This is a genomic window from Kitasatospora putterlickiae, from assembly GCF_039527695.1.
Classification (GTDB): domain Bacteria; phylum Actinomycetota; class Actinomycetes; order Streptomycetales; family Streptomycetaceae; genus Kitasatospora; species Kitasatospora putterlickiae.
In genome coordinates, this window is sequence record NZ_BAAAKJ010000206.1 from 30,258 (window position 1) to 56,524 (window position 26,267).

Here is a 26,267-nt window from a genome sequence, read left to right on the forward strand (position 1 = left end):
TACGCGGCGGCCGGCGCTCCGGCGGCGGTGGTTGAGGCACCGGCCACGGCGAGACCCGCGGCGGCGGCGCCGGACAGGGTCACGAACTTCCTACGACTCAGCTCGGCCATCAGCCCAGCCCGTCCCTTCACTGGCGATGTTGTGCACACAAGTCGGGCCCACTCGATCGCGCAGCATCCTCCACCCGCTCCGAACACCCCCGCCAGGGGCGCGCGACAGGGTTGGCGGACTGTTCCCCCCTCCGCCACCGAACGACCCCCGGTTGAACGGAAGGCCGGGACGAAACCTCCGGACCTCCTCATGTGAACGCGTTCAAAGCCACCACGCAGGGACGTCCCCGCGGACTTCACCAACTGGACGGACCCGCCGACGCCCTGAATGCCGATCAGGGCCGGACGCGGGTCACGGCCGAGCGCGGCGGGCCGGGCGCCACCCCGAAGCCGCCCGCACCGGCGCCGGCCGCCGCGGAGAACCCGCGGGCCTCCCTCAGTCCTTCACCGTGATCCCCAGGGCCTGGGCGAACTGTGGTGCCAGTTCGAGGAGTTGGGGGGAGCTGATGAGGGCGCCGCGCAGCCCCTGGTGGCCGTCGGGCAGGCCGAGGGCGATGGCGCCGCGCAGGTCGACCTTGCTCAGCGTGGCGCCGCGCAGCCGGACCTCCTCCAGGGTGGATCCCGGGAAGGCGACCTCGGTGAGCCTCGCGTCGCCGAAGTCCACGTCGCGCAGCAGGCAGTCCTCGAAGACGACGTCGCGCAGCACGGCGGCGCGCAGGTTGACCGCCTCCAGCTTGCAGCCACGGAACACCACCCGGCGCAGCGCCGCCCCGTGGGCGGAGATCCCGGCCAGCACGCCGCCGGTGACGGCGCTGTCCTGCCACTCGCTGTCCGCGAGGTCGCAGGCCACCCAGCGGCCGGCGTGCGCCCAGACCTCGTTGAACCGGGCCTGGCGGAGCTTGACGCCGCTCAGCGCGACGCCGGTGAGGGCGCACTCCAGGAAGGTCGCGCCGGCCCCCGACTGGTCGGTGTACTCGCCGCCGTCGAAGTGGACGGTGTCGTAGCGCCCGTCGCTGCGCAGCGGCCCGGTGTGCGGGGTCAGGTGGCCGGCGTAGGGCAGGTCTTCGAGGCGGTCGGGGGCGTGCTGGGGCATGGCGGGGGCACCTCGCGGTCGGCGGCGGACGGGTCCTGGTCCGCATGCTCGCACGGGGCACCGACAACCCGGCGCGAGCGGGCGCGGCGGTGACACGGTGGGGCGCGCACCGCCGGCCCTGCTCGGGTACGCCACGGGGGCGGGGACGCACGCGGGGCGGCCCGGTCGCCGGGGTTGCGGCGACCGGGCCGTCACTGCGGTGCGCGGGCGAGGCCCTGGAGGGTTACCGCCAGAGGGTGTTCACCCGGGAGCGCTCGGTGGTGTTCGGGTACGCGTTGGTGCAGGACGTGCCCGGGCCGCCGCCGGACATCAGCTCGCTGCACGGACCCGAGTAGTGGTCGGGCAGGCCCAGCACGTGGCCGGTCTCGTGCGCGGTCACGCGCACCGAGTTGTACTGCCGGTTCTGGGCGTAGTCCAGGAAGATGTAGCCGTGGCCGTGCATGTCGGTGCTGGCGTAGGAGCCGCGCGAGTCGTTGCCCTCGTAGTAGCGGAAGTCGGCGGCCGTGCCGGACCGGAGCTGCACGTTGGTGACCGAGCTGTTCCAGATCTGCGCGCTCTGGGCTATCTGGGTGCGGAACGTGGGCGCGCTGCTGGCGTCGTAGGTCACGGTGACGGCCAGCAGGAACGGGTTGGCGGCCTGCTTGGCCCGCGCGGACTTCATGACGGCCTCGTAGAACGCCTGGTTGTTGGCGTCCTCGGCGGCCGAGCCGGCGTAGGAGGTGCCGGACGGCGTGTAGCCCTGGGACGGCGCGGCGACGGCGCTGGTCGGCAGGGCGGCCAGGCCGGCGGCGAGCGCCAGGCCGAGGGCGGCGGAGAACGTGCGCGAGACACGGTTCATGTGGGGGCTCCCGTTCACGGGTTCGAGGGGTGGGGGTACCGCGGAACGTCGTTACGTCGTAGCGCCGTTGGCGCGGATGGTGCGAGGTGGTGCGGGATGGTGCGGCGTGGTGCGGGAATGGACGCACGCCGGCCGGCCGGAGGGGGTCGTCCGGACGGCGCGCCGGGGCCGCCGGGGAGGCGGACCGTCAAGGGGCCGGATCAGCCGGCCAGGCCGTAGCGCCACAGGGGGTCGACGCTGTCGCACTCGGCGCTGTTCGGGTACGGGTCGGTGCACGACGGGCCCGGGGCCGCCGCCGGAGATCAGCTCGCCGCACGGACCCGAGTGGCGGTCGGGCGGGCCCAGCACGTGGCCGGTCTCGTGCGCGGGACACGGTTCATGTGGGGGCTCCGATTCGCGAGGCCGCCGCGGGCGGTGGGGGGCCGGGCCGCGGACATCGGATGAATGTTTTGCTGCCCCAGAGCTTCGGCCAGGCCGGCGGCCCGGCGGATGATGTCAACCGGCGATAGCCCGGGCCAATCGCCGCACCACCCGGTGACCCGTCCGGCGTTCCCCCCGGGGTGCGGAGCCGCGCTCGGCGGCCCGGCCACTCGACAGCCTGTCATGTCCCTGGCGTCAGCCCGTGTCGACCGTTACGCTCCCCGGTGTGGAGCTCGACGTGAGACACCTGCGGGTGCTGTGCGCGATCGCCGACACCGGAAGCCTCCGCAAGGCAGCGCTGCAGCTCGGCATGACCCAGCCGTCGCTGACCACCCAGCTGCACCGCATCGAACGGGCCGTCGGCGGCACGCTGTTCACCCGGGAGCAGACCGGCAGCCGGCCCACCGTGCTCGGCCACTCCGTGCTGTCCCGGGCCAGGCCGGTGATCGCCGAGATGGCGGCGCTGGTGGCCGCCGCCCGCCAGGAGGCCCGGGAGGCGGCCGGTGGCGAGCGTGCCCGGCGGCTGCGGATCGGCAGCGTCGGCAGCCGGGCGGTGGCCGCCTGGCTGCGCCGGGTGCACGAGCGGCTGCCGGAGACCGACACCACCATCCAGATCGACATCTCGGCCAACGCCCTGCTCCGGATGATCGCCGCCGACCAGCTGGACGTCGTCTTCGTGCACGAGAGCGAGGGCTTCCCGCTGCGGCTGCCCCCGGACGCCGAGCACCGGGTGCTGCTCGCCCGCGAACCGCAGTTCATCGCGCTCGCGGCCGGCCATCCGGCGGCCGCCGCGCCGGTGGTCCGGCTGGCCGAGCTCGCCGGGGACACCTGGATGGTCGACCCGACCGCCGACCACGAGTACGCCGCGATGCGCCGGGTCTTCCGCGCCGCCGGGCTCAACCCCCGGGTGGTCCAGGTGCGGGACAACGCCACCGCCGCCGAACTGGTCGCCTCCGGGGAGGCGGTCCGCCCCTGCCAGCCGACCTCGCTGCCGGGACCGGGCACCGTCGTGCGCCGGCTGCACGGCGACCCGCTGGCCGTGCGGCTGCTGCTGGTCTGGCGGCCCCGCGCGCTCGGCCCGCAGGCCCGCGAGGCGCTGTACGAGGAGCTGCGGGCTGCCTACCTGGACCTCGCCCACGCCAGTCCGGCGTACCGGGTCTGGCTCGCCGGGAACGAGGAGGGGCCGCGGACGCCGGCAGGGCCGCCGCCGCTGGACCCGCTCCGCGCGAACGGCCCGGTGGCGCTGAACGGGGCGGCCGGGGTGAACGGCCACGCCGGGGAGCACCCCCGCGACGGGCGGCCGCGGGAGGGCTCGACGCCGCGCCGTCCACCGCTCCTCGTTCAGCGCTCCCTGGCGTGCAGCACCAACCCGGCCGCCACCGTCGACGCCGTCACCAGGCCGGCCGCGAGGACGCCGGGGCCGCCCGCCGCCGTGCAGGCGAGCACCACCAGCGAGGCCACCGGCAGCACCGACAGCTGAGCCGCGCCGGTCTTGGCGTGCCGGGCGTGCAGCGCCCAGACGGTGAACAGGTAGAGCGCGGTCGGCACGGTCACCGTCGCGGTGGCGGCCGTCTCGGAGACGTGCGCCTTGTGCACGGCCGACTCGACCGCCACCTCCAGGCCGGCGCCGATCGCCGCCGCCGAGCCGAACACCAGGTAGTGGCCGTACCCCCAGAGGAAGGCCTGGCGGCTGGAGCGCAGGTGCTCGTGGACCGGCCGGGCGAAGTAGATCCACCAGGCCGAGAAGCAGATCAGCAGACCGCCGGCCGCGACCGGCAGCAGCCGTCCGAGGCCCTCGTGCTCATCCACCGCCGACTGCACCGCGACGGTCGCCGCCGCCACCGTCTCGCCGAGCACGATCAGCGTGAACAGGCCGTACCGCTCGGCGATGTGGTGCGGGTGCCAGGGGGTCCGCAGCCGCAGTTCGGCGACCGCCGGCACGGCCAGCTCGGCCAGGATCCCGATCGGGATCAGGATCGAGCGGACGTCGTGCGGCAGCGGCAGCACCACGCCCCAACCGATCTGGCAGAGCGTGATCCCCACGGCGTAGCGCAGCGCCACCGCACGGGCGAGCCCCTCCTCGGCGGCGGCCGCGCGCAGCCACTGGGTGACCATCGCCAGCCGCATCACCACGTAGCCGAGCACCACCAGCACGATGTCCTGGTCCGCGAAGAGCCTCGGCACACCGGCCGCGAGGACCAGCACGCCGGCGATCTGGACCAGGGTGGTGATCCGGTACGGGACGTCGTCGCAGTCGTAGGCGGAGGCGAACCAGGTGAAGTTCATCCACGCCCACCACACCGCGAAGAAGGCGAAGAGGTAGCCGGTCAGGCCGTCGCCCCAGTGGCCGCCCGCGAGGTCGTGGGCGAGCTCCCGGCCGGCCTGGCCGACGGCGACCACGAAGCAGAGGTCGAAGAAGAGTTCCAGCGGGGTGGCGACCCGGTGCGGCTCGTCCCGGCTGCGCGGGACCATCGGGCGCACCGGACGCGGGTCACGGGGGTGCGGGCGGGGGACTGCGGTGGAGTCGCTGCTCATGGACGGGTCTCTCCGGGCTCCGGACGAGCGGTACCCGCCGCATCCTGGCAGCGCGCCGGACCTCGCGCACGCACCCCGGCGACTGCGGCGCGGCCGCTCCGGGCGGGCCCGCGGGTGCTTTGAATTGCCCCGCTTCGCCCGATATGCCCTGGCGTCAGCGAGAGTTGACGTCCCGGTGCGCGAACCGGGTGACAGCGCGGCGGGTTTCCGGGCGCGCCCGCGCCGTACGGCGCGACGGCCCGGACCGCCCGCTAGATTCGTCCCCGGTTCGAAGCGAACGGGGCCCGCGGGCGGGTCCCGGCACCGCGGCCTGCGGGCATCGCGGAAGGTCAAGGCGGGTGGCGGGACAGCGGGGGCGGCGACGCCGGCCCCCCGCCGTCCACGCCTCCGGCCCCGTGATCACCGCGCTGCTCGCCAGTGCCCGCCGCACGCCTCCGAACAGCGGACACCCGCCTGGCGGGGCCCCGGCCGCCGTGCGACAACTCTGCTATGTCCTGGTCCAACCTGACGATCATGGTCGGCTCGCTGGCCATCGCCGCCGCGGTGCTCATCCTGCTGCCCCACTTCGTGCCCACCACGACCCGGAAACAGCACAACGACGTGACGGCGGCCATCTTCGCCATGGTCGGCGTGCTCTACGCCGTCCTGCTCGCCTTCGTGGTGATCGTGGTCTGGGAGGCCGCCGACGACGCCCGGGCCACCACCTTCCGCGAGGCCGACCAGCTGGCCGGCCTCTACTGGACCTCCCGCCAGTTCGACAGCCCCGCAGGCGTCGAGCTGACCGATCTCACCCTCCAGTACGCGCACACCGTCATCGGCGACGAGTGGCGGCTGATGGCCGACCACCGCACCGACCCGAACACCACCGGGCTGGTGTACCGGATCCGCGACACCACCAACACCCTCCAGCCGGCCGACTCCCGCCAGCAGGCGCACTTCGAGAACGCCCTCAAGCACGTCGAGGGCCTGGCCAGCGAACGCCGCGCCCGGCTCACCCAGGTCCAGGACGCGGTGCCGCCGCTGCTCTGGGTGCCGCTGATCGCCGGCGCGGTGCTGACCGTCGGCTTCACCTTCGTGTTCGGCATCTCCAGCATCCGGCTGCACCTGGCGATGGTGCTCACCATGACCGCGATGATCTGCGTGGTGCTGATCGTGATCAAGGAGATGAACTATCCCTTCGACGGGGTGAACGCCGTCGAGCCCGACGCCTTCCAGGTCTTCCTGAACCGGCTCCCGACCACCCGCTGAGCCCGCCCGCCGGTCACCCGGAGTCACCGGAAGCGGGCGATTCGGCGGATCGGCCCGACTGCGTGTAATGTCTTCCAGGTCAGCAGGCGCCGCTAGCTCAGTTGGTTAGAGCAGCTGACTCTTAATCAGCGGGTCCGGGGTTCGAGTCCCTGGCGGCGCACCGACGGTCGAAGGGTCCTCTCGCAGCAGCGAGGGGGCCCTTCGGCGTTTCCCGGCGCGATTCCGCCCCGGCCACGGGTGAACCCCTCCCGAACCGGGAGGAAACGGGCGGGCGGACCGAGGTGACACGCGGGCGGTTCGGGGCATCCTCCGGAAGCGTGTATTGTTTCCCCCGTCAGCAGGCGCCGCTAGCTCAGTTGGTTAGAGCAGCTGACTCTTAATCAGCGGGTCCGGGGTTCGAGTCCCTGGCGGCGCACCGACACCGGGGAGCCTCTCGTGCAAACGAGGGGCTCCCCGGCTTTTCGCTGCCCATTGACGTCCGATTTGTGTGTGATGTCGGTCTCGCTTCCCCTCGTAATGGAGCCAACCGGTACCTTCGGCGCGTTCTGGGCTGTAAACCGGAAAAGGGGCAAAGGTCCCCGACCGCCGACGATCCCGTCTGTGCGGGCCGGCGCGGCCCTCCGCGTCCCACCCGGCCCCGCGCAGCCGCCCGCCCGCAGGAGGCCGCCGCTTTGTCCCGTTTCGCCCTGAGCGGCGCCCCGCGCACCCGGAAACCCAAGGCCCGTCGATCCCGCAGACCCCGGCGCACCGGCTGGCGCAGGCTGATCCCCACCTGGCGGATGACCCTGATCGGCTTCGCGGCCTCGCTGCTGCTCGGCGTCGGCCTCTTCGCCCTCGGCATCACGCTGGTGAAGGTGCCGGACGCGCACGCCGCCGCGACGCTGCAGAGCAACACCTGGCTCTACCAGGACGGCTCGGTGATCGCCCGCACCGGCGAGACCAACCGGCAGAACGTCGGACTGGACAAGGTCTCCCCCGCCGCGCAGCACGCCACGCTGGCCGCCGAGGACCGCAACTTCTACGAGGAAGGCGCGATCAACATACCCGGCCTGGTCCGCGCCGCCCTCAACACCGCCAAGGGCGAGGGCACCCAGGGCGGCTCCACGATCACCCAGCAGTACGTGAAGAACACCTACCTGAGCCAGAAGCAGTCGGTCTCCCGCAAGGTGAAGGAACTCTTCATAGCGATCAAGGTGGACGCCACCGAGAGCAAGGACGAGATCCTCACCAGCTACCTCAACACCTCCTACTACGGCCGCGGCGCGTACGGCGTCCAGGCCGCCGCGCAGCAGTACTTCGGCGTCGACGCCTCCGAGCTCGACGCGGCCCAGGGCGCCTACCTGGCCGCGCTGCTGAACGCCCCGAGCGCCTACGACGTGGCCACCGCCACCCCGGCGGGCAAGCAGAACGCCGTCAACCGCTGGAACTACGTGCTCGACGGCATGGTGAAGGAGGGCTGGCTCTCCGCCGAGGAGCGGGCCACCACCACGTTCCCCGAGGTCAGGGACCCGCAGGCACAGCTCGGGCTGTCCGGCCAGGCCGGCTACCTGGTCAACGCCGCGACCGAGTACCTCACCACCAACCAGATCATCAGCGAATCGGAGCTGGCCAAGGGCGGCTACACGATCAAGCTGACCATCGACCCGAACCGCCAGCAGGCCCTCCAGGACGCCGTCCAGGCCCAGCTGAACGACACCCTCAACCCGGAGAAGCGCAAGAAGGACGCCGCCGTCCAGCCGGGCGCCGTCTCCGTGGACCCGAAGACCGGTGCCGTGGTCGCCCTGTACGGCGGGGTCGACTACACCAAGCACTACGTGGACAACGCGACCCGGCGGGACTACCAGGCCGGCTCGACCTTCAAGGCGATCGCGCTGGCCGCGGCGCTGGAGAACGACGCCAAGACCCAGTCCGGCCAGACCATCACCCCGCGCACCGTCTACGACGGCACCAGCGGCCGCAAGGTCCGCGGCGGGAAGGGCACCCCGTACGCGCCGCCGAACCAGGGCGACAGGAACTACGGCCAGATCACCCTGCAGCAGGCCACCGACTGGTCGGTGAACTCGGCGTTCGCCCAGCTCGCCCAGGACACCGGACTGGGCAAGGTGCGGGACACCGCGATCGCGCTCGGCCTGCCCAGCAACACCCCCGGCATGGAGCCGGTGCCCTCGATCCCGCTGGGCACCGCGACCCCGAGCGTGCTGGACCTGGCCGGCGTGTACGCCACGCTGGACAACGGCGGCAAGCAGATCACCCCGTGGCTGGTGCAGGCCGTGGACCACGAGGGCGAGCCGATCGAACTGCCCGCGCACAAGGCCACCCAGGCGGTCAGCGAGCAGACCGCGCGCGAGGTCACCTCGATGCTCCAGGGCGTGGTGAGCAACCAGGGCGGCACCGGCTGGCGCGCGAAGGACCTGGGCCGGCCGGCGGCGGGCAAGACCGGTACGACGGACGACCAGAAGTCGGTCTGGTTCATCGGGTACACCCCGGAGCTGGTCACCTCGGTCGCGCTGTTCGGTCAGGACCCGGCCACCGGCGCGCAGGTCAGCCTGAGCGGCACCGGCGGGATCGACGGCGCGGCGGGCGGGCAGTACCCCGCGAAGATCTGGACCACGTACATGAAGGCCGCCCTGAAGGGGCAGCCGGTCACCGAGTTCCCCGCCCCCTCGGGTGCGGACTACTCCACGCGCGGCGGCTCGGGCTCCGGCGCCTCGTCCTCGCCTTCGAGCACGCCGTCGACCGGCGCCGGCGGGTCGTCGACGCCGTCCACCGCGCCGTCCCAGGGCGGCTCCGGCTCCGGTTCCTCCGGGGACGCGGACTCGACGCCGTCCACCGCGCCGTCGACCGGGCCGACCACCGCCCCGCAGCCCTCGGGCGGCACCGGCGGCTCGGGCTCCGGGTCCGGCGGTTCCGGGTCGGGCGGGTCCGGAGGGACGGGCACCACTCCGGTGGAGCCGCGGCCGAGCACCAGGCCGACCAAGCCCCCGGCGCCGACCACCGCCCCCACCCCGACCACGCAGCCCTCGGGCGGCACCGGCGGCTCGGGCGGCTCGGGGTCGGAATCCGGTGGCTCGGGCTCCGGGTCCGGCGGTTCCGGGTCGGGATCCGGCAGCGGGAGCGGGACGGACGCGGGCGCCGCGGCGGGTTCCACCGCCGGGGCCGGCGGGTAGCGGGCGCCGGGACGCGGCGCCGCAGCAGGACCGAATGATGGAATGACCCCTTACCGGATCATCGGTACGGCTGTCACAATTCCCCGGTGCACAGCTCCAACCCCCTGCTCGGCCGCTCTCCCGGCCGGACCCTCGGACTCACCCTCGCCCTCGTCTCCGCGTTCGCCTTCGGCGGCTCCGGAACCGCCGCCAAGCCGCTGATCGAGGCCGGGCTCTCCCCCCTCCACGTGGTGTGGCTCCGGGTCACCGGCGCCGCCGTCGTCCTGCTGCCGCTGGCCTACCGCCACCGCGACGCCTTCCGGCGGCGGCCCGGTCTGCTGATCGGCTTCGGCCTGCTCGCCGTGGCCGGCGTCCAGGCCTGCTACTTCGCGGCGATCTCCCGGATACCGGTCGGCGTCGCCCTGCTGATCGAGTACCTCGGCCCGCCGCTGCTCCTCGGCTACGTGCGGTTCGTCCAGCGCCGGCCGATCAGCCGGGGCGCGGCGATCGGCGCGGGCGTCGCGGTCGCCGGCCTCGCCTGCGTGGTCGAGGTCTGGAACGGGCTGAGCTTCGACGCGCTCGGCGTCCTGTTCGCCCTGGGCGCGGCCTGCTGCCAGGTCGGCTACTTCGTGCTCGCCGACGCCGGGAGCCGGGGCGAGCGCCCGGTCGACCCGATCGCCGTCAGCGCGTACGGCCTGCTGATCGGCTCGGTCGTGCTCACCGCCGTGACCCGCCCCTGGGAGGCGGACTGGGGGAAGCTCGGCGGGGACGTGGTGATGAACGGGCACACCCTGCCCGCGCTGCTCCCGGCGGCCTGGATGGTCCTGATCGCGACCGTGCTCGCCTATCTGACCGGCGTCGTCGCCGTCCAGCACCTCTCACCGCCGGTCGCCGGGGTGGTGGCCAACCTGGAGGCGGTCGTGGCCACGGTGCTGGCCTGGGTCCTGCTGGGCGAGCACCTCGGCCTGCCGCAGACCGCCGGCGGCCTGCTGGTGCTGGCCGGGGCGTTCGCCGCCCAGGCGAGCAAGCCCGCCAAGCCCTCCGGGCCGGAACGGACCACGGAAGCCGCGGGAAACGCCGGGAGCACGGGAGCCGACGCGGTGCCGGCCGGCGCGACGGCGCTCGGTGAACGGCTCGCCCGCGCCGCCGGCGCCGAGGCCCGGCGGGAACGGAGGCAGGACCGGCACCGGGGCCGCTGAGCGGACGGGCCGGGGGTCAGTGACCGGCCCAGCCGAACCAGTCGAAGTGGCCGAGCGGCCACACGACGGCCGCCACCGGCCCGACCACGTTGTCCACCGGCACGGCCCCGCCGCCGGGGCCGCGCTGGTGGTAGCGGGAGTCCGCGGAGTCGCTGCGGTGGTCGCCCTCGACCCAGACGTAGCCCTGCGGCACCGTCACCGGACCGAAGTCCAGCCCGGCGCAGGAGTCGTCCCCGGGGTGCAGATACGGTTCCTCGACCTTGGCGCCGTCGACGGTCAGCGTGGTGCCCGCGCACTGCACGGTCTGCCCGCCCGTCGCGATGACCCGCTTGACCAGGTAGTTGTCGTCCTTCGGCGGCACCAGGCCGACGAAGGAGAGCACCGAGCCCAGCGCGTTGGAGACGACGTTCCCGCCGCTCGACTGCGGCGGCAGCCAGTCCCCCGGGTCCTTGAACACCACCGGCTGGCCCCGCTCGGGCTCCCAGCCGGTCAGCGGGGCGAGCTTGTTCACGCCGACCCGGTCGCCGATCCGCAGGGTGTTCTCCATCGACCCGGAGGGGATGGTGAACACCTGGAACAGACAGGTCTTGATCAGCAGCGCGACCACCAGGCCGACCGCCGCCATCGCCGGGATCTCGATCCACCACGGCCTGGGCCGACGACCCGGCCGGCGGCCCTTCCCGGCCTTCCTGGACCCGCTCCGGCGTCCCTCGGCGGCGCGGCGCGCCCGCCGTGCCTCGGCCCGGCCCCCGACCGGGGCGGCGGGCCCGGGCCCGGCGTCGCCACCGTGCGTTTCGGGCAGGTTCACCGCCATCGTCGCTGCTCCACTCTCCGGCTGCGGGGGAACCTGCACGCTACGCCAACCGGGGATCCAGGCGAAATCGGACGTTTACCCGCGCCAGACATCCCGCCGGGCCGGGCTCGCCGTCAGGCCGAGGCGTTCCCGTGGGTCACGGCGTCGCTGGCGATGGCCTCGTGGTGGCGGATCACCTCGGCGATGATGAAGGTGAGGAACTTCTCCGCGAACACCGGGTCCAGGTGCGCGCCGGCGGCCAGTTCACGCAGGCGCTTGATCTGGGTGCGCTCACGGGCCGGATCGGCCGGCGGGAGCCTGTGCTCGGCCTTGAGCCGACCGACCCGCTGGGTCGCCTTGAAGCGCTCGGCCAGCATGTGGACCACCGCGGCGTCGATGTTGTCGATGCTCTCGCGCAGGCTGGTCAGCTCGGCCCGCACGGCGTCGTCGACCCCCTCGGGCAGTCCGGCGTCGGGGGTCGTGGGGTGGTCCGTCATCGGGGCGGCTCCGCGGCTCTCTCGGTGGTGCGCCCGGCCGTCCGGCGGCCGGGCCCGGGCCCGGGCCAATCTAACAGGGCGCCCGGCACGGGCCCGCACCGTTCCGCCCGACCGTCCACGATCCGGACGGCACACGGAGCGTCCGCCGCACGGCGCCCCGAGCCGCCGGGGTCCGTCCACGGACCGCCCGGCCCGCCCGGGACCACCGGGGGACTTTCGGACGCGACGGGCCGGTGGGCCACTTGTGGCACGCCCCCGGCCTGCCCGTAGGCTGGGCCGCGGCATGACCGGACGTGACGAATCAGCAGTTCCTCAGTAACGGAGGTACCGATCGTGGCAACCACCCGCACCGCCCGCACCGCTTGGGAAGGCAACCTGGTCGACGGCAACGGCCAGGTGACGTTCGCGTCGTCGGGCATCGGCGAGTACCCGGTGTCGTGGCCGGCGCGCGCCGAGGCCCCGAACGGCAAGACCAGCCCGGAGGAGCTCATCGCGGCCGCGCACTCCGCCTGCTTCTCGATGGCCCTCTCGCACGGCCTGACCGGCGCGGGCACCCCGCCGACCAAGCTCGACACCCAGGCCGACGTCACCTTCCAGCCGGGCACCGGCATCACCGGCATCCACCTGACGGTCGTCGGCGAGGTGCCCGGGCTGGACGAGGCCGGTTTCGTGAAGGCCGCCGAGGACGCCAAGGCGAACTGCCCGGTGAGCCAGGCCCTGACCGGCACCACCATCACCCTCGCGGCCAGCCTCGCCTGACCTCCCGGGCGTCCCGCCCACGGCCCCGGCCAGGCGCACGTCCGGCGCCGGACCGGAGCCCGAGGGCGCGCTCTCGGAGCACACGCCCCCGGTGCACATCATGTGATGTGCACCGGGGGCGTCCGCATGTATCACCGCACTTGACCCCAAAGCAGACGAATCACCCCGGCGGCGGTCACCGCGCGTTGCCGTCGCGTCCTATGATCGGCCGCAGCGCCCTGTTCCTCACGGTTCCTCAGGCGGGTTCCACCCGGCCGCTCCGTCCCGAGCGTCCCGCACCGGAGTCCGCCCTCCGTGAGTGCGGCAGAGCGCGGGGCCGGCCGCCGAAGTCGGGTGACCGGCCGGACCAGCGTCAAGCGTCAGCAGCGGACGGGAGCATGCCGTGCCGGGCCAGAACGAGGGGGCCGACGCACACCACCCAGGCGTGCGGCACGAGGACCCGCGGCCACGCCGCCTGCCACCGCCCGCCCTCCACGCCGCCCTGGCCGACCTGCGGCAGGCCCCGCTCGACGACGGCGCCCCCCACTGCCCCGCCTGCTCGGCGCCGCTCACCGGCGGCACCCCCCACCCGGCGGCCGACGGCGGCGCCAACGGCCGGCGGCCGGTGACCGAGGGCGACGACCGCCAGCTCGCCGCCCTGCGGGCCAGCGAATCCCGGCTCCGGGCCGCCTTCTGCGACGCCGGCATCGGCATGGCCCTCATCGACCCCGAGGACCGGATCATCGAGGTCAACCCCGCCTTCGCCGCACTGACCGGGCGCACCGTGGACGAGCTGGTGGGGACCCACATCCACGAGATCACCGACCCCGAGGGCATGCCGCGCCGGCTGTACCGCGCGCTCGTCCACGGCGAGCACGACCGGATCCGGGTCGAGAAGCAGCTCAAGCACCGCGCCGGCCGGACGGTCTGGAGCAAACTGACCGTCTCGCTGATCCGGGACGCCGAGGGCGACCCGCTGTACACCCTCGCCCTGGTCGAGGACATCACCGAGCAGCGCCGGCTCGGCGACCGCCTGGAGTACCAGGCCCTGCACGACCCGCTGACCCGGCTGCCCAACCGGACCTCCTTCTTCGAACGCCTCGACGCCGCCTGCCTGACCCCCGACCGGGCGACGGGCGCGGCCGACGGACCCGCCGCGGGGAGCGGCGTCACGACGATGGCGGCCGACGGGACCGAAGGCCCCCGGGTCGGCGTCTGTTACCTGGACCTCGACGGGTTCGCCGCGATCAACGAGGCCCTCGGTCACCACATCGGCGACCAGCTGCTGATCGCCGTCGCGACCCGCCTGCGGCGCGGCTTCTCCTCGCACGGCACCCGGCTGGTCGCGCGGATGGGCGGCGACGAGTTCGCCGTGCTGGTGACCGACAGCCAGGGCAGCGACCAGCTCACCGACCTGGCCGCCCGGATCCTCGACGTCCTGGAACGCCCCTTCGACGTGGCCGGCCACCGGCTGGTGGTCACCGCCAGCGTCGGCGTCGTCGAACGCCCGGTGCGCGAGACCACCCCCACCGACCTGGTCAAGGACGCCGACGCCACGCTCTACTGGTCCAAGGCCGACGGCCGGGCCCGCTGGACCCTCTACGACCCCGACCGGGGCGCCCACCAGCTGACCCGCCAGCTGCTGGCCACCGCGCTGCGCCCGGCGCTGGAACGCGGCGAGTTCACCATCGAGTACCAGCCGCTGGTCGGCCTGGCCGACGGCGCGGTGCACGGCGCCGAGGCCCTGGTCCGGTGGCGCCACCCCCGTTACGGGACGCTCTCGCCGGACCGCTTCATCCCGCTCGCCGAGGAGTCCGGGGCGATCGTGCCGCTCGGCAAGTGGGTGCTGGAGGAGTCCTGCCGCCAGGCGCGGCGCTGGCTCACCGAGTTCCCCGAGACCGAGACCTTCGTGAGCGTCAACCTGGCCGCCCGCCAGATCTGGGACTCCGACGTGGTCGCCGACGTCGCCGAGGCCCTCGACCGCACCGGCCTGCCAGCGCGGCTGCTGCAGCTGGAGATCACCGAGAGCGCGCTGCTCGGCCCCGGCGGACGCCCGCTCCAGGCGCTCCAGGCGCTCGCCGACATGGGCGTGCGCATCGCGATCGACGACTTCGGGACGGGCTACTCGAACCTGGCCTACCTCTCCCGGCTCCCGGTGCACGTGCTGAAGCTGGACGGCACCTTCATCGAGGGGTTCCGCGACCCGGCCCCGGCCGGCGGCGGCGCGGTCGGCCGGCCCGAGCTCCCCGAGCTGCGCTCCCGGCGCAGCGACGCCGACGAGCAGATCGTCGGCGCGATGGTGCAGCTGGCCCACACCCTCGGTCTGACCGTGACCGCCGAGGGCATCGAGAGCGCCGCCCAGGCCGAGCGGCTGCGGCTCACCGGCTGCGACACCGCCCAGGGCTGGTACTTCGCCCGCCCCGGCGAGGCCGAGCTGGTCGCGGCGATACTCCGCGACGGCCGGGAGGACCGCGGCGGCCGGGCGGGCCGGGAGGGCTAGACGGTCCGGGGCGCCCCGGTCAGGCCGTACGCCTCGGCGATCAGCCCGTAGGACCGCAGCCGCGCCTCGTGGCCGTGGATGTGCGAGGTCACCATCAGCTCGTCCACCCCGGTCCGCTTGCGCAGCGCCTCCAGCCCGTCCGCCACCTCGCCGGGCGCGCCCAGCACGACGTTGCCCAGCCAGTCGTCGATGAAGTCCGCCTCCACCGGGCTGTACGGGTAGGACTCGGCCTCCTCGGGGGTGGGGATCGGGCCCGGGTTGCCCCGGCGCAGGCGCAGCATGCCGAGCGCCGCGGAGCGGGCGAGGCGGCGGGCGGAGGCCTCGTCGTCGGCCGCGACCGCGCTCACCCCGATCAGCGCGTACGGCTGGTCGAGGACGGCCGAGGGGCGGAACTCCGAGCGGTAGAGGTCGAGCGCCGGCAGGGTGTTCGCGCTGCTGAAGTGGTGCGCGAAGGCGAACGGCAGGCCGAGCCGGCCGGCCAGCTGGGCGCTGAACCCGGAGGAGCCGAGCAGCCAGACCGGCGGTCGCCCCTCCCCCTTCGGAACGGCGGTGAGCCGCTCGTACGGGTGCCCGGCCGGGAAGCTGCCGTCGAGGAAGTGGGTGAGCTCGGAGAGCTGGCGGGGGAAGTCGTCGGCGCCCTCGCCGAGGCCCCGGCGCAGGGCCCGGGCGGTGGCCTGGTCGGTACCGGGGGCCCGGCCGAGGCCGAGGTCGATCCGGCCGGGGTGGAGCGCCTCCAGCAGGCCGAACTGCTCGGCGATCGCCAGCGGGGCGTGGTTGGGCAGCATCACACCGCCGGAGCCGAGCCGCAGGGTGGTGGTGTGGGCGCCGAGGTGGGCCAGCAGGACGGCGGGCGTGGAGCTGGCGACGCCGGGCATGCCGTGGTGCTCGGCCACCCAGAAGCGGTGGTAGCCCCACCGCTCGGCGCTGCGGGCGAGGGTGGTGGTGGCGGCGAGCGCCTGCGCGGGCGTGTGTCCGACGCCGACGGTGGCCAGGTCGAGGATCGACAGCGGAGCGGGCGCCGTTCCCCGGGCGGTGCCCCGGACCGCGTCCGGGGCGTGCGGCCCGGCCCCGTTCTCCCGCCCGTTCTCCTGCCTGTCCTCGCTCGTCATGCCGTCCGTCCTCCTGGCCGTGGTCGGTGCCGTCCGCCGGCGCGGTTCGCCGGTGCCGAGAGTGGTCAACCCCGCTCGCGGCTTCCCTTGTTCCCCGGCCCGCGGCACGCCCCGGACGGCCCTTCGCGATACGCAGAGCCAGCGGACGAACACCCGTGGCGACTTCACGCCAGCGCGGGAAGTCGCCAGCCCGGGGGCTCGCGGCCGGCGGTGGGCGTCCGGCAGGCTAGGGCCCTGGCGGATCACCCAACCGGATCCGCACTCACCAGCAAGATCGTCGGGCTGGACCAGCGCCGACCGATCCCCGCGAGCCCCCGGAGCGGCACCCCGCTCCGGGGGCTCGTGCCATGGTCCGGCCCGCCGCGCTGTGAGGACCGCCACCTGTGGCCCGCCCCACAGCCGGGGTGCTTCATAACATGAAAAGTCGAGGCGCTAGCGTTGTCCCTTGCAACCACTGTCCTCCGGGCAGCCTGGAGGGAGGACGGACATGGACATCGCGGCACTGGTCGGATCCTCGTGGATCTGCGCCCTGGCGCTCTGCGCCGTACTCGGCGACGCCTTCCTCCCCTTCATTCCCAGCGGGACCCTCGTCATCCTGGCGGTGCTCAAGACGGCGCAGATAGACGGCGCCCCCCTGATGCTCGGGCTCGGGGTGGCCACGGCCTCCTTCCTCGGTGATCTGTTGCTGCTCCGGCTGGCCCGCCGCGGCGCGCCGATGGTCAACCGGCGCCTGGAGCACCGTCCGAAGCTGGCGGCCAGCGTGGCGCGGGTCCAGCAGGCGCTGGACGGACGCACCACCCGGGCGGCGGCCGCCATGGTGGTGATCGCCCGCTTCGTCCCGGCCGGGCGGACCGTCCTCGATCTGGCGATCGGGCACTCCCCCGCCCATCCGCACCGCTTCCTGCGGTGGTCGGCGCTGGCCGCGATGATCTGGGCGGCCTACATCGTGACCCTGGGCTGGCTCAACAGCCACTGGTTCGACACCGCCTGGCTGAGCCTCGCGGTCTCCTGCACGGCCGCCACCCTGGTGAGCACCGCGATCGCGCGGGTCGTGCGGCGCCACCGCCAGCTCTCCCTCGGCTGACGCCGCGACATCGGGCCCTTCGAAGCACCCTTTCCGCGCTTCCGTTCTTCTGTTCTTCCGCTCTTCCGTTCTTCCGCGCTTCCACGAATCGGGCGAAGCGTCACAGGACGGCAACAGAAGACATTTATTCGCATCCCGCACGGTTGTACCCCGCGTGTTCAGTCGCGGCGAACGTCGGGCCCTTTGGTGGCCTCCTCGTTCGCGTGACATGCTAACGACGGATAATCAATCAATTGTCCGATATGACCGGCGCGGCCACGGTCACGGCCGCCGCCCGGTCCGGACGCCAGGGGAGACGATGGCCGGCATCTCGCGCAGGACCGTGCTCACAGCCACCGCCGCGACCGCGGCCCTCGGAGCGGTGGCGGCCTGTTCCGGAGGCGGCTCGGGATCGGCCGATCCCACCGGGTCCCCTTCGGGCTCCACCACCGGCACCGGGAGCACCGGGCCGACCGCCACCGGCACCCCCGCCGGGACCCCTTCCGGAACCCCGGCCAAGGGCACGCCGATCGGGGACGGCTCGACCTCCGACACCGGCCCGCAGCCGAACCAGCCCAAGCCGGAGAAGCTCAAGCCGGGCGAGCGCCCGCCGCAGTTCGTGGTCTTCTCCTGGGACGGCGCCGGCGGCACCGAGGACAACCAGTTCCCCCGGTTCCTGAAGCTCGCCGAGGAGCACAAGGCCTCGATGACCTTCTTCCTCTCCGGCGTCTACGCCCTGCCGAAGGGCCGGGCCGAGCTGTACCACCCGCCGAAGCACGCGGTCGGCGCCTCCGACATCCCCTACCTGTCGGACGGCGCGGTGAAGAACACCATCAAGCTGATCAGCCAGGCCTGGCTGGCCGGCCATGAGATAGGCACCCACTTCAACGGCCACTTCTGCTCGACCCGCTCGGACGGCAATGGCGTCAACAAGTGGACCCCCGAGGACTGGCGGAGCGAGATCGACCAGGCCGTCGGCTTCGTCACCCAGTGGCGGACCAACACCGGCTTCACCGACGTCGACCCGCTCCCCTTCGACTACCGCAAGGAGCTGATCGGCGGCCGCACCCCCTGCCTGGAGGGGCAGAAGGCCCTGCTGCCGACCATCGCCGGCCTGGGGTGGAAGTACGACGCCAGCTCCTCGGGCGGCCTGCAGATCTGGCCCCAGAAGGTGCAGGACGGCAAGGTCTGGGACTTCCCGCTGCAGAGCATCCCGTTCCCCGGGCACACCTTCCAGGTGCTCTCCATGGACTACAACATCCTGGCCAACCAGTCGTCCGGCAGCACCAAGGGGGACCCGGCCAAGTACGACGAGTGGCGCACCCAGGCCCGGGACGCCTACCTGGCCGGGTTCGACCGCGCCTACAACGGCAACCGCGCGCCGTTCTTCATCGGCAACCACTTCGAGCAGTGGAACGGCGGCGTCTACATGGACGCCGTCGAGGAGACGCTCAAGACCATCGCGGGCAAGCCGGACGTCCGGCTGGTCTCCTTCAAGCAGCTCGTCGAGTGGCTGGAGGCGCAGGACCAGTCCACCCTGCGCAAGCTGCGCACCCTCAACGTCGGGCAGGCGCCGGCCGGCGGCTGGGAGTCCTTCCTGGGCGCGGCCGGCTGACCCGGCGCGGCGGCTACCCGGCGGCGGGGCCCGCGGCGGCCGGTCCGAGCACGGCGCGGACCACCGCCCCGGCACCGGCGCGGCCCCAGAGGATCGAGTAGTGATTGGTGCCCGGCACCGCCGACGCCGGGACCGGGTGGGTGTGGTCCAGCCCCATGGCCGCGAGCCGCTCCTCGTCGTAGAGGCCCCGCGGCTCGTCGAGCAGGCCGCGCTCCGCCCAGAACAGCTCGCCCGGGCAGGGCAGCCGGTGCACGGCGGTGGCGGCCTCCCGGTCCAGCAGCACCTGCGCCCCGTCGGCCTCGACCGCCGCCAGTACGCAGGACGAGCGCAGTTCGGGCTCGCCGCCGACGAGGTCGCGCTGGGTGAAGGCGTCGATGTCGTCGGACCAGTCGGCGGCGAAGGCGGGGTGCCGCTGCCAGAACTCGCGGTAGGCCCGCCGGTCGGGGAAGGTCATCGACAGCCGGGCCAGCGCGGGGCCGAGCACGGCGGCCAGGGCGTCGTCCTCGCTCACGCCCTCGGGCAGCGGGAAGGTGACCGCGCCGTCGACCAGCACCACCCGGCGGACCAGTCCCGGGTGGCGAACGGCCGTCAGGGCCGCCACCCAGGCGCCCATCGAGTGGCCGACCACCACGGTCGGTCCCAGCCCGAGCGCGGTGATCAGCGCCGCCACGTCGTCGGCGTGGCGGGCCAGGCCGTACGGCCCGCCGAGGTCGCGGCTGTCACCGCGCCCGCGCAGGTCCGGCGCGAGCAGGGTGGCCCGCCCGGCGAGCCGGCGGGCGACCTCGAACCAGGCGAGGCCGTTGGCGGTGATGCCGTGCACCGCCACCACGGTCGGGGCACCCGGCACGGTGGCCGGCCACCGGAGCACGGACAGCTCGCCGCCCTCGACCGGGACGCCCAGCTGTTCGGGGGCTGGCGTCGACGGGCTCTCGAACCGGCTCACGCTGGACCACCTCCTGGGGACGCCGTCGAATCGCCCATGATGACCGGTTTCCGAGGGCGGCGACATGTGCCCGGACGACGCATCGGCCAGCCCCATCATGGTGGTTGACCCCACATCACCCGCCGCACGACGGTCCGGCGCTTTCCCTGGCCGGGAATCGCCGGATCCGGACGCCCACGGACCGATCGTCGACCGGACCGGTTGCAATCAGGCTGCCCCTCCGGGACAGTTGGGGAAGTCCGGGGATCCCGGCGTCCCCGGAAGGGAGTCCGGGGGCCGTCGCGGCGATCCCGCCGTCGGCGTCTTCGCGCCATGGCACACCACAATCGATCGTATACGTTTTAGCGATGTCCGCGCGGCCGGCCACGGGGGGAGCGCACATGACCGGGCCGTTCCGGCGCCGGGCCGAGGACGCGGAACCGTCGGCTCCGGCCGCCGCCCCGGAACGGCTCGCCGTTCCCGAAGCCCCTTACGACTACGCCTACTTCAGCCGCCTCGCCGGCCCCGCGGCCGATGACCCGCCGGCGGAGGAGCCGTACCGGGTGCGGTACCGCAGCCTGCTGAGCCGCGAACCGCACCGGATCCGGGCCGCGCTGCTCCTGCTGGCCGCGCCCCTGGTCGAGGGCGTGCTGCTGGTCTGGCTGCTCCAGCCCGGGCACTGGCCGGTCCGGCCCGGCGAGACCGACACCTGGTTACTCGTCGGCGACAAGGTGATGATCGGGATCATCGCGGTGGTCGAGGCGTTCCGGCTGGTCAACGTGGTCTCCAACGCCCATGCCACGCTCGCCGCCCGCGACCCGGTCCCGGTGACGCCCGAGCGCGGCACCCGGGTCGCGTTCCTCACCACCTGCGTGCCGGGCAAGGAGCCGCCCGAGATGGTGCGCGCCACGCTCACCGCCGCGCTGGCCGTCCGGCACGAAGGCCCCTACCACGTCTGGCTGTTGGACGAGGGAAACGATCCCGCCATGCGCGAGCTCTGCGAGCGGCTCGGCGTGCGCCACTTCAGCCGGGACGACATCCCGCAATGGAACACCCCCAAGGGCCGGTTCCGCGCCAGGAGCAAGCACGGCAACTACAACACCTGGCTCCAGGCGTACGGCGCCGACTACGACTTCTGGGTCTCGGTCGACACCGACCACGTGCCGCTGCCCGAGTTCTGCGAGCGGATGCTCGGCTACTTCCGCGACCCGGACGTGGCGTTCGTGGTCGGCCCACAGGTGTACGGGAACTACCGCGACTCGGGTTCGGTGGTCACCAAGTTCTCGGAGAGCCAGCAGTACCTCTTCCACGCCCTGGTCCAGCGGGCCGGGAACCGCTACGGCGCACCGATGTTCGTCGGCACCAACAACGCCGTCCGGCTGGAGGCGCTGCGCTCGATCGGCGGGCTGTACGACTCGGTCACCGAGGACATGGCCACCGGCCTGGAGTTCCACCGGCGCCGCAACCCGGAAACCGGCGCGCGCTGGAAGTCGGTCTACACGCCGGACGTGCTGGCGGTCGGTGAGGGGCCGTCGTCCTGGACGGACTTCTTCTCGCAGCAGCTGCGGTGGAGCCGGGGCACCTACGACACCCTGCTGACCCAGTACTGGCGGGTGGCGTGGAAACTGTCGCCGGGGCAGCTGCTGAACTACACGCTCCTGGTCTCCTTCTACCCGATGGCGGCGCTGACCTGGCTGCTCGGCGGGGTCTCCAGCGTGCTCTACCTGGGGTTCGGCGCGTCGGGCGTCCACGTGTCCTCCGAGGTCTGGATGGCGCTCTACAGCGACGCGGCCGCGCTGCAGATGCTGCTCTACACCTGGAACCGCAAGCACAACGTGAGCCCGCACGAGCCGGCGGGCTCGTCGGGTGTGGCGGGCATGGTGATGTCAGCGCTCTGCGGTCCGGTCTACGCGGCGTCGTTCCTGCAGGCCCTGCTGCGGATCCGCGGCCGGTTCGTGGTGACCCCGAAGGGCACGTCGACCAGCCCCGACCGGCCGGCCACCTTCCGGCTCCACCTGTTCTGGGCACTGGTGTTCGGCGGCGCCCTCGCGGCCTCCTTCCGGACCGGCCACGACCACGTCGCCATGCGGTCCTGGGCCTGCCTGGCCCTCCTGCTCAGCCTGCTGCCGATGCTGCTGCTCGCCGCGGACGCCGTGCGGCGCCGCCGGGCCCGGCCCGTCTCCACCCTCTCGCTCACCCCGGCCGACACCGCCCCGGCCTCCGAGAAGACAGCCGCGCCCGCCACGAGGGGATGACGAACCACCGTGAAGATCCGTCACACCGGCCGCACCCGGCGCTTCGCCCTCGGCAGCACCGTCGCCCTGACCGTGGCCGGGATGAACGCGCCCGCCGTCCTCGGCTTCGCCAACGACCGGTACCACGCGTACGTGGTCAACCGCCCCGCCTACAAGGCCGAGTACGGCCACTGGCAGACCCTGGTGCTCCCCGCCGGGTTCCGGATCAACGCCATCCACGCCGCCCTGCTGCGCACCGGCAAGGTCCTGATCATCGCCGGCTCCGGCAACGACCGGAAGAGCTTCGACGCCGGCACCTTCCGGAGCCTGCTCTGGGACCCGGTCGCCAACACCTACAAGGCGGTCCCCACCCCCGCCGACATGTTCTGCGGCGGCCACGCCGCGCTGCCCGACGGCCGGCTGCTGGTGGCCGGCGGCACCGGCCGCTACGAGGCGCTGGACGGCGCGGTGAAGAAGGCGGCCGGCACCATGCGGGTCCGCAACGAGGACCCGGACGCCGCCCACAGCCTCCCCAAGGGCACCGTCTTCCGCGCGCCGAACGGCCGCGAGTACGTCTCCACCGCCGACCTCACCGTCCCCGCCGCGACCAAGACCGGCTCCGGCGCCGCGACCGTCGTCAAGGCCTCCGAGGCCGAGGTGTTCGCGGAGGCGGTGGCATCCGGCGCGGACTCGGTGCTGAACTCCCCCGCCCAGTACACCGTCAAGGGCCTGACCGGAGCCGACGCCCGGAACGTCTACGGCACGGCGGAGCGGATGACCCTGGAGAAGCAGGACTACCAGGGCATCCGCGCCGCCTTCGAGTTCAACCCGGACACCGAGATGTACGAGCAGGTCACCGATATGGCCTACGCCCGCTGGTACCCGACGCTGACCGGGCTGGGCGACGGCCGGGTGGTCACCGTCTCCGGGCTGGACGACACCGGCCAGATCCTCAGCGGCAACGACAACGAGGTCTACGACCCGGCGGGCAAGACCTGGTCCAAGGCGCCCGACCGGTACTTCCCGACCTACCCGTCGATCTTCCTCACCGCGTCCGGCAGGCTCTTCTACTCCGGTTCCAACGCCGGTTACGGGCCCGCCGACAAGGGCCGCGAACCCGGGCTCTGGGACCTCGCCGACAACAGCTTCCACCCCGTCCCCGGCCTGCGCGACCCCCAGCTCACCGAGACCTCCTCCTCCGTGCTGCTGCCGCCCGCGCAGGCGCAGAAGGTGATGGTGCTCGGCGGCGGGGGCGTCGGCGAGTCCCCGCTCTCCACCGCCCGCACCGACATCGCCGACCTCGGCGCCGCGCGGCCCGCCTTCACCCCGGGCCCCGACCTGCCGGCCGGCGGCACCCGGTACCTGAACAGCGTGATCCTGCCCGACGACACCGTCTTCACCACCGGCGGCTCCAGCGACTACCGGGGCAAGCGCCGCAGCGACCTGCTCAAGGCGCAGACCTACCACCCGGACACCAACACCTTCACCACCGCGGCCGAGCCCGCCGTCGCCCGGAACTACCACTCCGAGGCCCTGCTGCTGCCCGACGGCCGGGTGGCGGTGCTCGGCTCCGACCCGCTCTTCAACGACAGGGCGGGCACCGAGCCGGGCACCTTCGAGCAGCGCATCGAGATCTACCGCCCGCCCTACCTGTTCCGCGGCGAGCGGCCGCGGCTGACCGGCGCCCCGGCCGCCGCGCGGCTCGGCGGCACCGTCCGGGTGGGCACTCCCGCGCCGGGCGGCATCGCCACCGCCAAGCTCGTGCGGCCGAGTTCGGTCACCCACTCCACCGACGTCGAGCAGCGCTCGGTGGCCCTGGACGTCACCGCGCGCACGGCGGACGGCGTCGACCTCGCCCTGCCCGCCAACCCGAACCTGCTGCCGCCCGGCTGGTACATGCTCTTCGTCACGGACGCGGCCGGCACCCCGTCGGAGGCCCGCTGGATCCAGGTCACGCCCTGAGCCCGGGCCCCGGGGCGCCAGCCGCGGGCCCGCTCCGGGCGCGACCCGCTATCCGCCGGCGCCGGCCTTCGCCAGCCCCAGCGCGTACGGCAGCCAGAACTCGCCGGCCGGCGGCTCGCCGCGACCGCACTCGCCGTCCGACTCGCCCGGGTTCTTGATCCAGAGGTAGGCGTCGACGCCGGGCCGGCCGGTCTCGGTCGTGGGCGGAGCGCCCAGTGCGCGGCCCGGCGGGTTGCACCACGCCTCGGCGTTCAGCGGGCCGTTGCCGTTGCGGCTGGTGTCGACGACGAAGTGCTTGCCGTCCAGCAGGGCGGACAGCTGCGCGCCGTACGTCACGTTGCGGTCGGTGGTGAAGAAGTTGGAGACGTTCACCGCGAAGCCGTCGGCCGCCGCGATGCCCGACCTGCGCAGCGCCTCGGCCACCGCGGACGGGTCCGGCGTCCACCCCGGGTTGCCCGCGTCCAGATAGACCCGCACCCCCGGGCGCTTCTTCAACTCCTGGACGGCGAAGGCCAGCAGGCCGTACCGCTCGGCGGCGGCGTCGCCCTTGACCCCGCAGCCGTCCAGGGTGTGCGCGATCGCGTCCGGCTCCAGCACCACCCAGGCCCGCCGGTCGCCGAGCGCCTCCGCCAGGCCGGTGATCCAGGCCCGGTACGCGGCGGCGTCGGACGCGCCGCCCGCCGAGTAGAGGCCGCAGTCCCGGTGCGGGATGTTGTACACGACGAACACCGGCGTGCGGTCGGCCTCGGCGGCGCGACGGCTGACCTGGTCGGCGATGCCCCGGGCCGCCTGGTCGCCGAGCCACCGCGAGGACGGCTGGGCGGCGATCCGCAGCAGGGCGTCGGCCTCGGCCGTCCGGCCCTCGCCGCGCAGGACGGCCGACTGGCGGGCGGCGGAGGTCTGGTCGGAGACGTAGAAGGTCTGGCCGGGAATCTGCGGCAGCGTGCCGGACCCCGGACCGGGCGACGCGGTCCCGGCGGGCGCCGCGGTCGCCGGACTGCCGCCGCCGGACGGGGATCCGGCGTCGCCGGAGTCGCCGGGGCTCCCCCCGCCGCTTCCTCCCGAGCATCCCGCGACAGCCGTCAGCAGCCCCAGCAGCGCCGCCCCCACGACCAGCCGGAACCCCGCCCCTCGCCCAACTCGGCGCACGTACCGCCCCTCCCCCGACCCGGTCCGGCCCCCAGCTTCGCACACCGGAGAACCGCCCGCCGTCCAACTCCGCGTGAACGGCCGGCGGTCACAACCCGGCAGACACCCCGTCAGGCTGGGCGGGGGGCGTCGCGGCTCAGGCCTGCTTGAGGTCCGGGATCCGCCAGTCGATCGGGTCGACGCCGAAGCCTTCCAGCGCGGTGTTGATCTGGGAGAACGGCCGGCTGCCGAAGAACAGCTTGGCGGACAGCGGCGACGGGTGCGCGCCCTGGACCACCACGTGCCGACCGGTGTCGATCAGCGGCAGCTTCTTCTTGGCGTAGTTGCCCCAGAGCACGAAGACCACCGGCTCCTCGCGCTCGCTCACCGCCTTGATCACCGCGTCGGTGAACTTCTCCCAGCCCTTGGCCTTGTGCGAGTTGGCCTCGTGCGCGCGCACCGTGAGCACCGCGTTGAGCAGCAGCACGCCCTGCTCGGCCCAGTGCATCAGGTAGCCGTTGTCCGGCGCCGGGATGCCGAGGTCGGCGTCCAGCTCCTTGAAGATGTTGCGCAGCGACGGCGGCGTCTTGGTCCCCGGCAGCACCGAGAAGCTCATGCCGTGCGCCTGGCCGTCGTCGTGGTACGGGTCCTGGCCGAGGACGAGCACCCGGACCTTCTCGTACGGCGTGGCCTCCAGCGCGGAGAACTCCTGCCCGCTCGGCGGGAAGACCTGGTGCTCCGCGCGCTGGGCCGCCACGAAGGCCGCCAGCTCGGCGAAGTACGGCTTCTCCGTCTCGGCGCCCAGCACCGCCCGCCAGGACTCCGGCAGTTCCAGGCCCGCACCCGCCGGCTCCTCGCCCACGTTCGCCTCGACCGTCCCCGCCTCGACCGTGTCCGTCACGACGACCTCTACCTCCCACCGGGCGGCCGCTCTCCGCGGCACCGCCCCGACCCGCGGGCGTATCGCGCCCCTCGCGCCGTACGCCCTCTTTCACCCCGAACGCTACACAGCCCCACCGACAACCGGCTCCCTACCGCCGCATCCCCCGCCCCGCACGGCGAACGGGCCCCGCTCCCGGCCGGCGGCCGGGAACGGGGCCCGCGACGGCGGCGCCGGGGCTAGATCCAACGCCGTTCAGTTAGGGCGGTCTGGGCTGCGTCAAGGGTCGGTTGTGAG

At 73.6% G+C, this 26,267-nt stretch carries 18 protein-coding genes, 2 tRNA genes and 2 pseudogenes; 12 read left to right on the top strand and 10 right to left on the bottom strand.

The genetic code is table 11. The annotated features are described in order from the left end of the window. Nucleotides 1-486: 486 nt before the first annotated feature. The 3 genes and pseudogenes from ABD308_RS20610 to ABD308_RS20620 form a co-directional block, all read right to left on the bottom strand. A complete protein-coding gene (locus ABD308_RS20610) occupies nucleotides 487-1,143 on the bottom strand; it encodes a pentapeptide repeat-containing protein (protein ID WP_344337350.1) in 657 nt (218 codons plus the stop codon). Nucleotides 1,144-1,366: 223 nt separating this feature from the next. Then, nucleotides 1,367-1,981, bottom strand: a complete 615-nt coding sequence (gene snpA, locus ABD308_RS20615) for a snapalysin (protein WP_344337351.1) — start codon at nucleotides 1,979-1,981, stop codon at nucleotides 1,367-1,369. A 200-nt stretch (nucleotides 1,982-2,181) separates the two neighbouring features. Then, nucleotides 2,182-2,347, bottom strand: a pseudogene (locus tag ABD308_RS20620) (snapalysin family zinc-dependent metalloprotease); the annotation flags it as partial. A 307-nt stretch (nucleotides 2,348-2,654) separates the two neighbouring features. Between ABD308_RS20620 and ABD308_RS20625 the strand changes: the two are divergent. After that, a pseudogene (locus ABD308_RS20625) lies at nucleotides 2,655-3,461 on the top strand (LysR family transcriptional regulator); the annotation flags it as partial. 281 nt (nucleotides 3,462-3,742) lie between these two features. Here ABD308_RS20625 and ABD308_RS20630 read toward each other — a convergent pair. Continuing rightward, complete coding sequence (locus ABD308_RS20630) at nucleotides 3,743-4,936, bottom strand: low temperature requirement protein A (RefSeq protein ID WP_344337352.1); 1,194 nt, start codon at nucleotides 4,934-4,936, stop codon at nucleotides 3,743-3,745. A gap of 489 nt (nucleotides 4,937-5,425) precedes the next feature. Between ABD308_RS20630 and ABD308_RS20635 the strand changes: the two genes are divergently transcribed. From ABD308_RS20635 to ABD308_RS20655, 5 genes are all read left to right on the top strand, one after another. Beyond that, nucleotides 5,426-6,184, top strand: a complete 759-nt coding sequence (locus ABD308_RS20635; protein ID WP_344337354.1) for a bestrophin-like domain — start codon at nucleotides 5,426-5,428, stop codon at nucleotides 6,182-6,184. 86 nt (nucleotides 6,185-6,270) lie between these two features. Next, nucleotides 6,271-6,344: transfer RNA gene (locus ABD308_RS20640), tRNA-Lys, on the top strand. Between the two features lie 181 nt (nucleotides 6,345-6,525). Continuing rightward, nucleotides 6,526-6,599, top strand: a tRNA-Lys gene (locus tag ABD308_RS20645). A 256-nt stretch (nucleotides 6,600-6,855) separates the two neighbouring features. Beyond that, nucleotides 6,856-9,351, top strand: coding sequence for a transglycosylase domain-containing protein (locus tag ABD308_RS20650; RefSeq protein WP_344337356.1), 2,496 nt, complete (start codon nucleotides 6,856-6,858; stop codon nucleotides 9,349-9,351). Nucleotides 9,352-9,455: 104 nt separating this feature from the next. After that, nucleotides 9,456-10,529 carry an EamA family transporter gene (locus ABD308_RS20655; protein WP_425554817.1) on the top strand — a complete coding sequence of 358 codons (1,074 nt, stop codon included), beginning with the start codon at nucleotides 9,456-9,458 and terminating at the stop codon, nucleotides 10,527-10,529. 16 nt (nucleotides 10,530-10,545) lie between these two features. Here the strand turns inward: ABD308_RS20655 and lepB are convergent, their stop codons facing one another. Beyond that, the gene (gene lepB / locus ABD308_RS20660; RefSeq protein WP_425554816.1) at nucleotides 10,546-11,154 is read right to left on the bottom strand and encodes a signal peptidase I; all 609 of its coding nucleotides are present in this window, start codon (nucleotides 11,152-11,154) and stop codon (nucleotides 10,546-10,548) included. A 302-nt stretch (nucleotides 11,155-11,456) separates the two neighbouring features. Beyond that, a complete protein-coding gene (locus tag ABD308_RS20665; protein ID WP_344337361.1) occupies nucleotides 11,457-11,819 on the bottom strand; it encodes a chorismate mutase in 363 nt (120 codons plus the stop codon). A 333-nt stretch (nucleotides 11,820-12,152) separates the two neighbouring features. Here ABD308_RS20665 and ABD308_RS20670 point away from each other — a divergent pair, with 333 nt between their 5' ends. Then, nucleotides 12,153-12,578: an OsmC family protein gene (locus ABD308_RS20670; RefSeq protein ID WP_344337362.1), complete on the top strand. Its 426-nt coding sequence runs from the start codon at nucleotides 12,153-12,155 to the stop codon at nucleotides 12,576-12,578. A gap of 424 nt (nucleotides 12,579-13,002) precedes the next feature. After that, nucleotides 13,003-15,057, top strand: coding sequence for a putative bifunctional diguanylate cyclase/phosphodiesterase (locus ABD308_RS20675; protein ID WP_344337364.1), 2,055 nt, complete (start codon nucleotides 13,003-13,005; stop codon nucleotides 15,055-15,057). On the opposite strand, the gene ABD308_RS20680 is transcribed toward ABD308_RS20675, so the two are convergent. Further along, nucleotides 15,054-16,166, bottom strand: a complete 1,113-nt coding sequence (locus ABD308_RS20680; protein ID WP_344337366.1) for an LLM class flavin-dependent oxidoreductase — start codon at nucleotides 16,164-16,166, stop codon at nucleotides 15,054-15,056. The genes ABD308_RS20675 and ABD308_RS20680 overlap by 4 nt on opposite strands. A gap of 487 nt (nucleotides 16,167-16,653) precedes the next feature. Here ABD308_RS20680 and ABD308_RS20685 point away from each other — a divergent pair, with 487 nt between their 5' ends. Next, nucleotides 16,654-17,250 (top strand): DedA family protein, encoded by a 597-nt coding sequence (locus tag ABD308_RS20685; protein WP_344337367.1) that lies wholly within the window; start codon nucleotides 16,654-16,656, stop codon nucleotides 17,248-17,250. Nucleotides 17,251-17,548: 298 nt separating this feature from the next. Further along, nucleotides 17,549-18,844, top strand: coding sequence for a polysaccharide deacetylase family protein (locus tag ABD308_RS20690; protein WP_344337369.1), 1,296 nt, complete (start codon nucleotides 17,549-17,551; stop codon nucleotides 18,842-18,844). Between the two features lie 13 nt (nucleotides 18,845-18,857). Here ABD308_RS20690 and ABD308_RS20695 read toward each other — a convergent pair whose 3' ends face one another. Further along, on the bottom strand, nucleotides 18,858-19,787 hold the full coding sequence (locus ABD308_RS20695; RefSeq protein ID WP_344337371.1) for an alpha/beta fold hydrolase: 930 nt from the start codon (nucleotides 19,785-19,787) through the stop codon (nucleotides 18,858-18,860). Between the two features lie 380 nt (nucleotides 19,788-20,167). Here ABD308_RS20695 and ABD308_RS20700 point away from each other — a divergent pair, with 380 nt between their 5' ends. Both ABD308_RS20700 and glxA read left to right on the top strand, forming a co-directional pair. Continuing rightward, nucleotides 20,168-22,021, top strand: coding sequence for a glycosyltransferase family 2 protein (locus ABD308_RS20700; protein ID WP_344337372.1), 1,854 nt, complete (start codon nucleotides 20,168-20,170; stop codon nucleotides 22,019-22,021). Nucleotides 22,022-22,030: 9 nt separating this feature from the next. Continuing rightward, on the top strand, nucleotides 22,031-23,962 hold the full coding sequence (gene glxA, locus ABD308_RS20705) for a radical copper oxidase GlxA (protein WP_344337374.1): 1,932 nt from the start codon (nucleotides 22,031-22,033) through the stop codon (nucleotides 23,960-23,962). Nucleotides 23,963-24,010: 48 nt separating this feature from the next. On the opposite strand, the gene ABD308_RS20710 is transcribed toward glxA, so the two are convergent. Continuing rightward, complete coding sequence (locus ABD308_RS20710; RefSeq protein ID WP_344337375.1) at nucleotides 24,011-25,111, bottom strand: glycoside hydrolase family 6 protein; 1,101 nt, start codon at nucleotides 25,109-25,111, stop codon at nucleotides 24,011-24,013. A 136-nt stretch (nucleotides 25,112-25,247) separates the two neighbouring features. Then, nucleotides 25,248-25,925: a uracil-DNA glycosylase gene (locus ABD308_RS20715; RefSeq protein ID WP_344337379.1), complete on the bottom strand. Its 678-nt coding sequence runs from the start codon at nucleotides 25,923-25,925 to the stop codon at nucleotides 25,248-25,250. Nucleotides 25,926-26,267 lie beyond the last annotated feature (342 nt).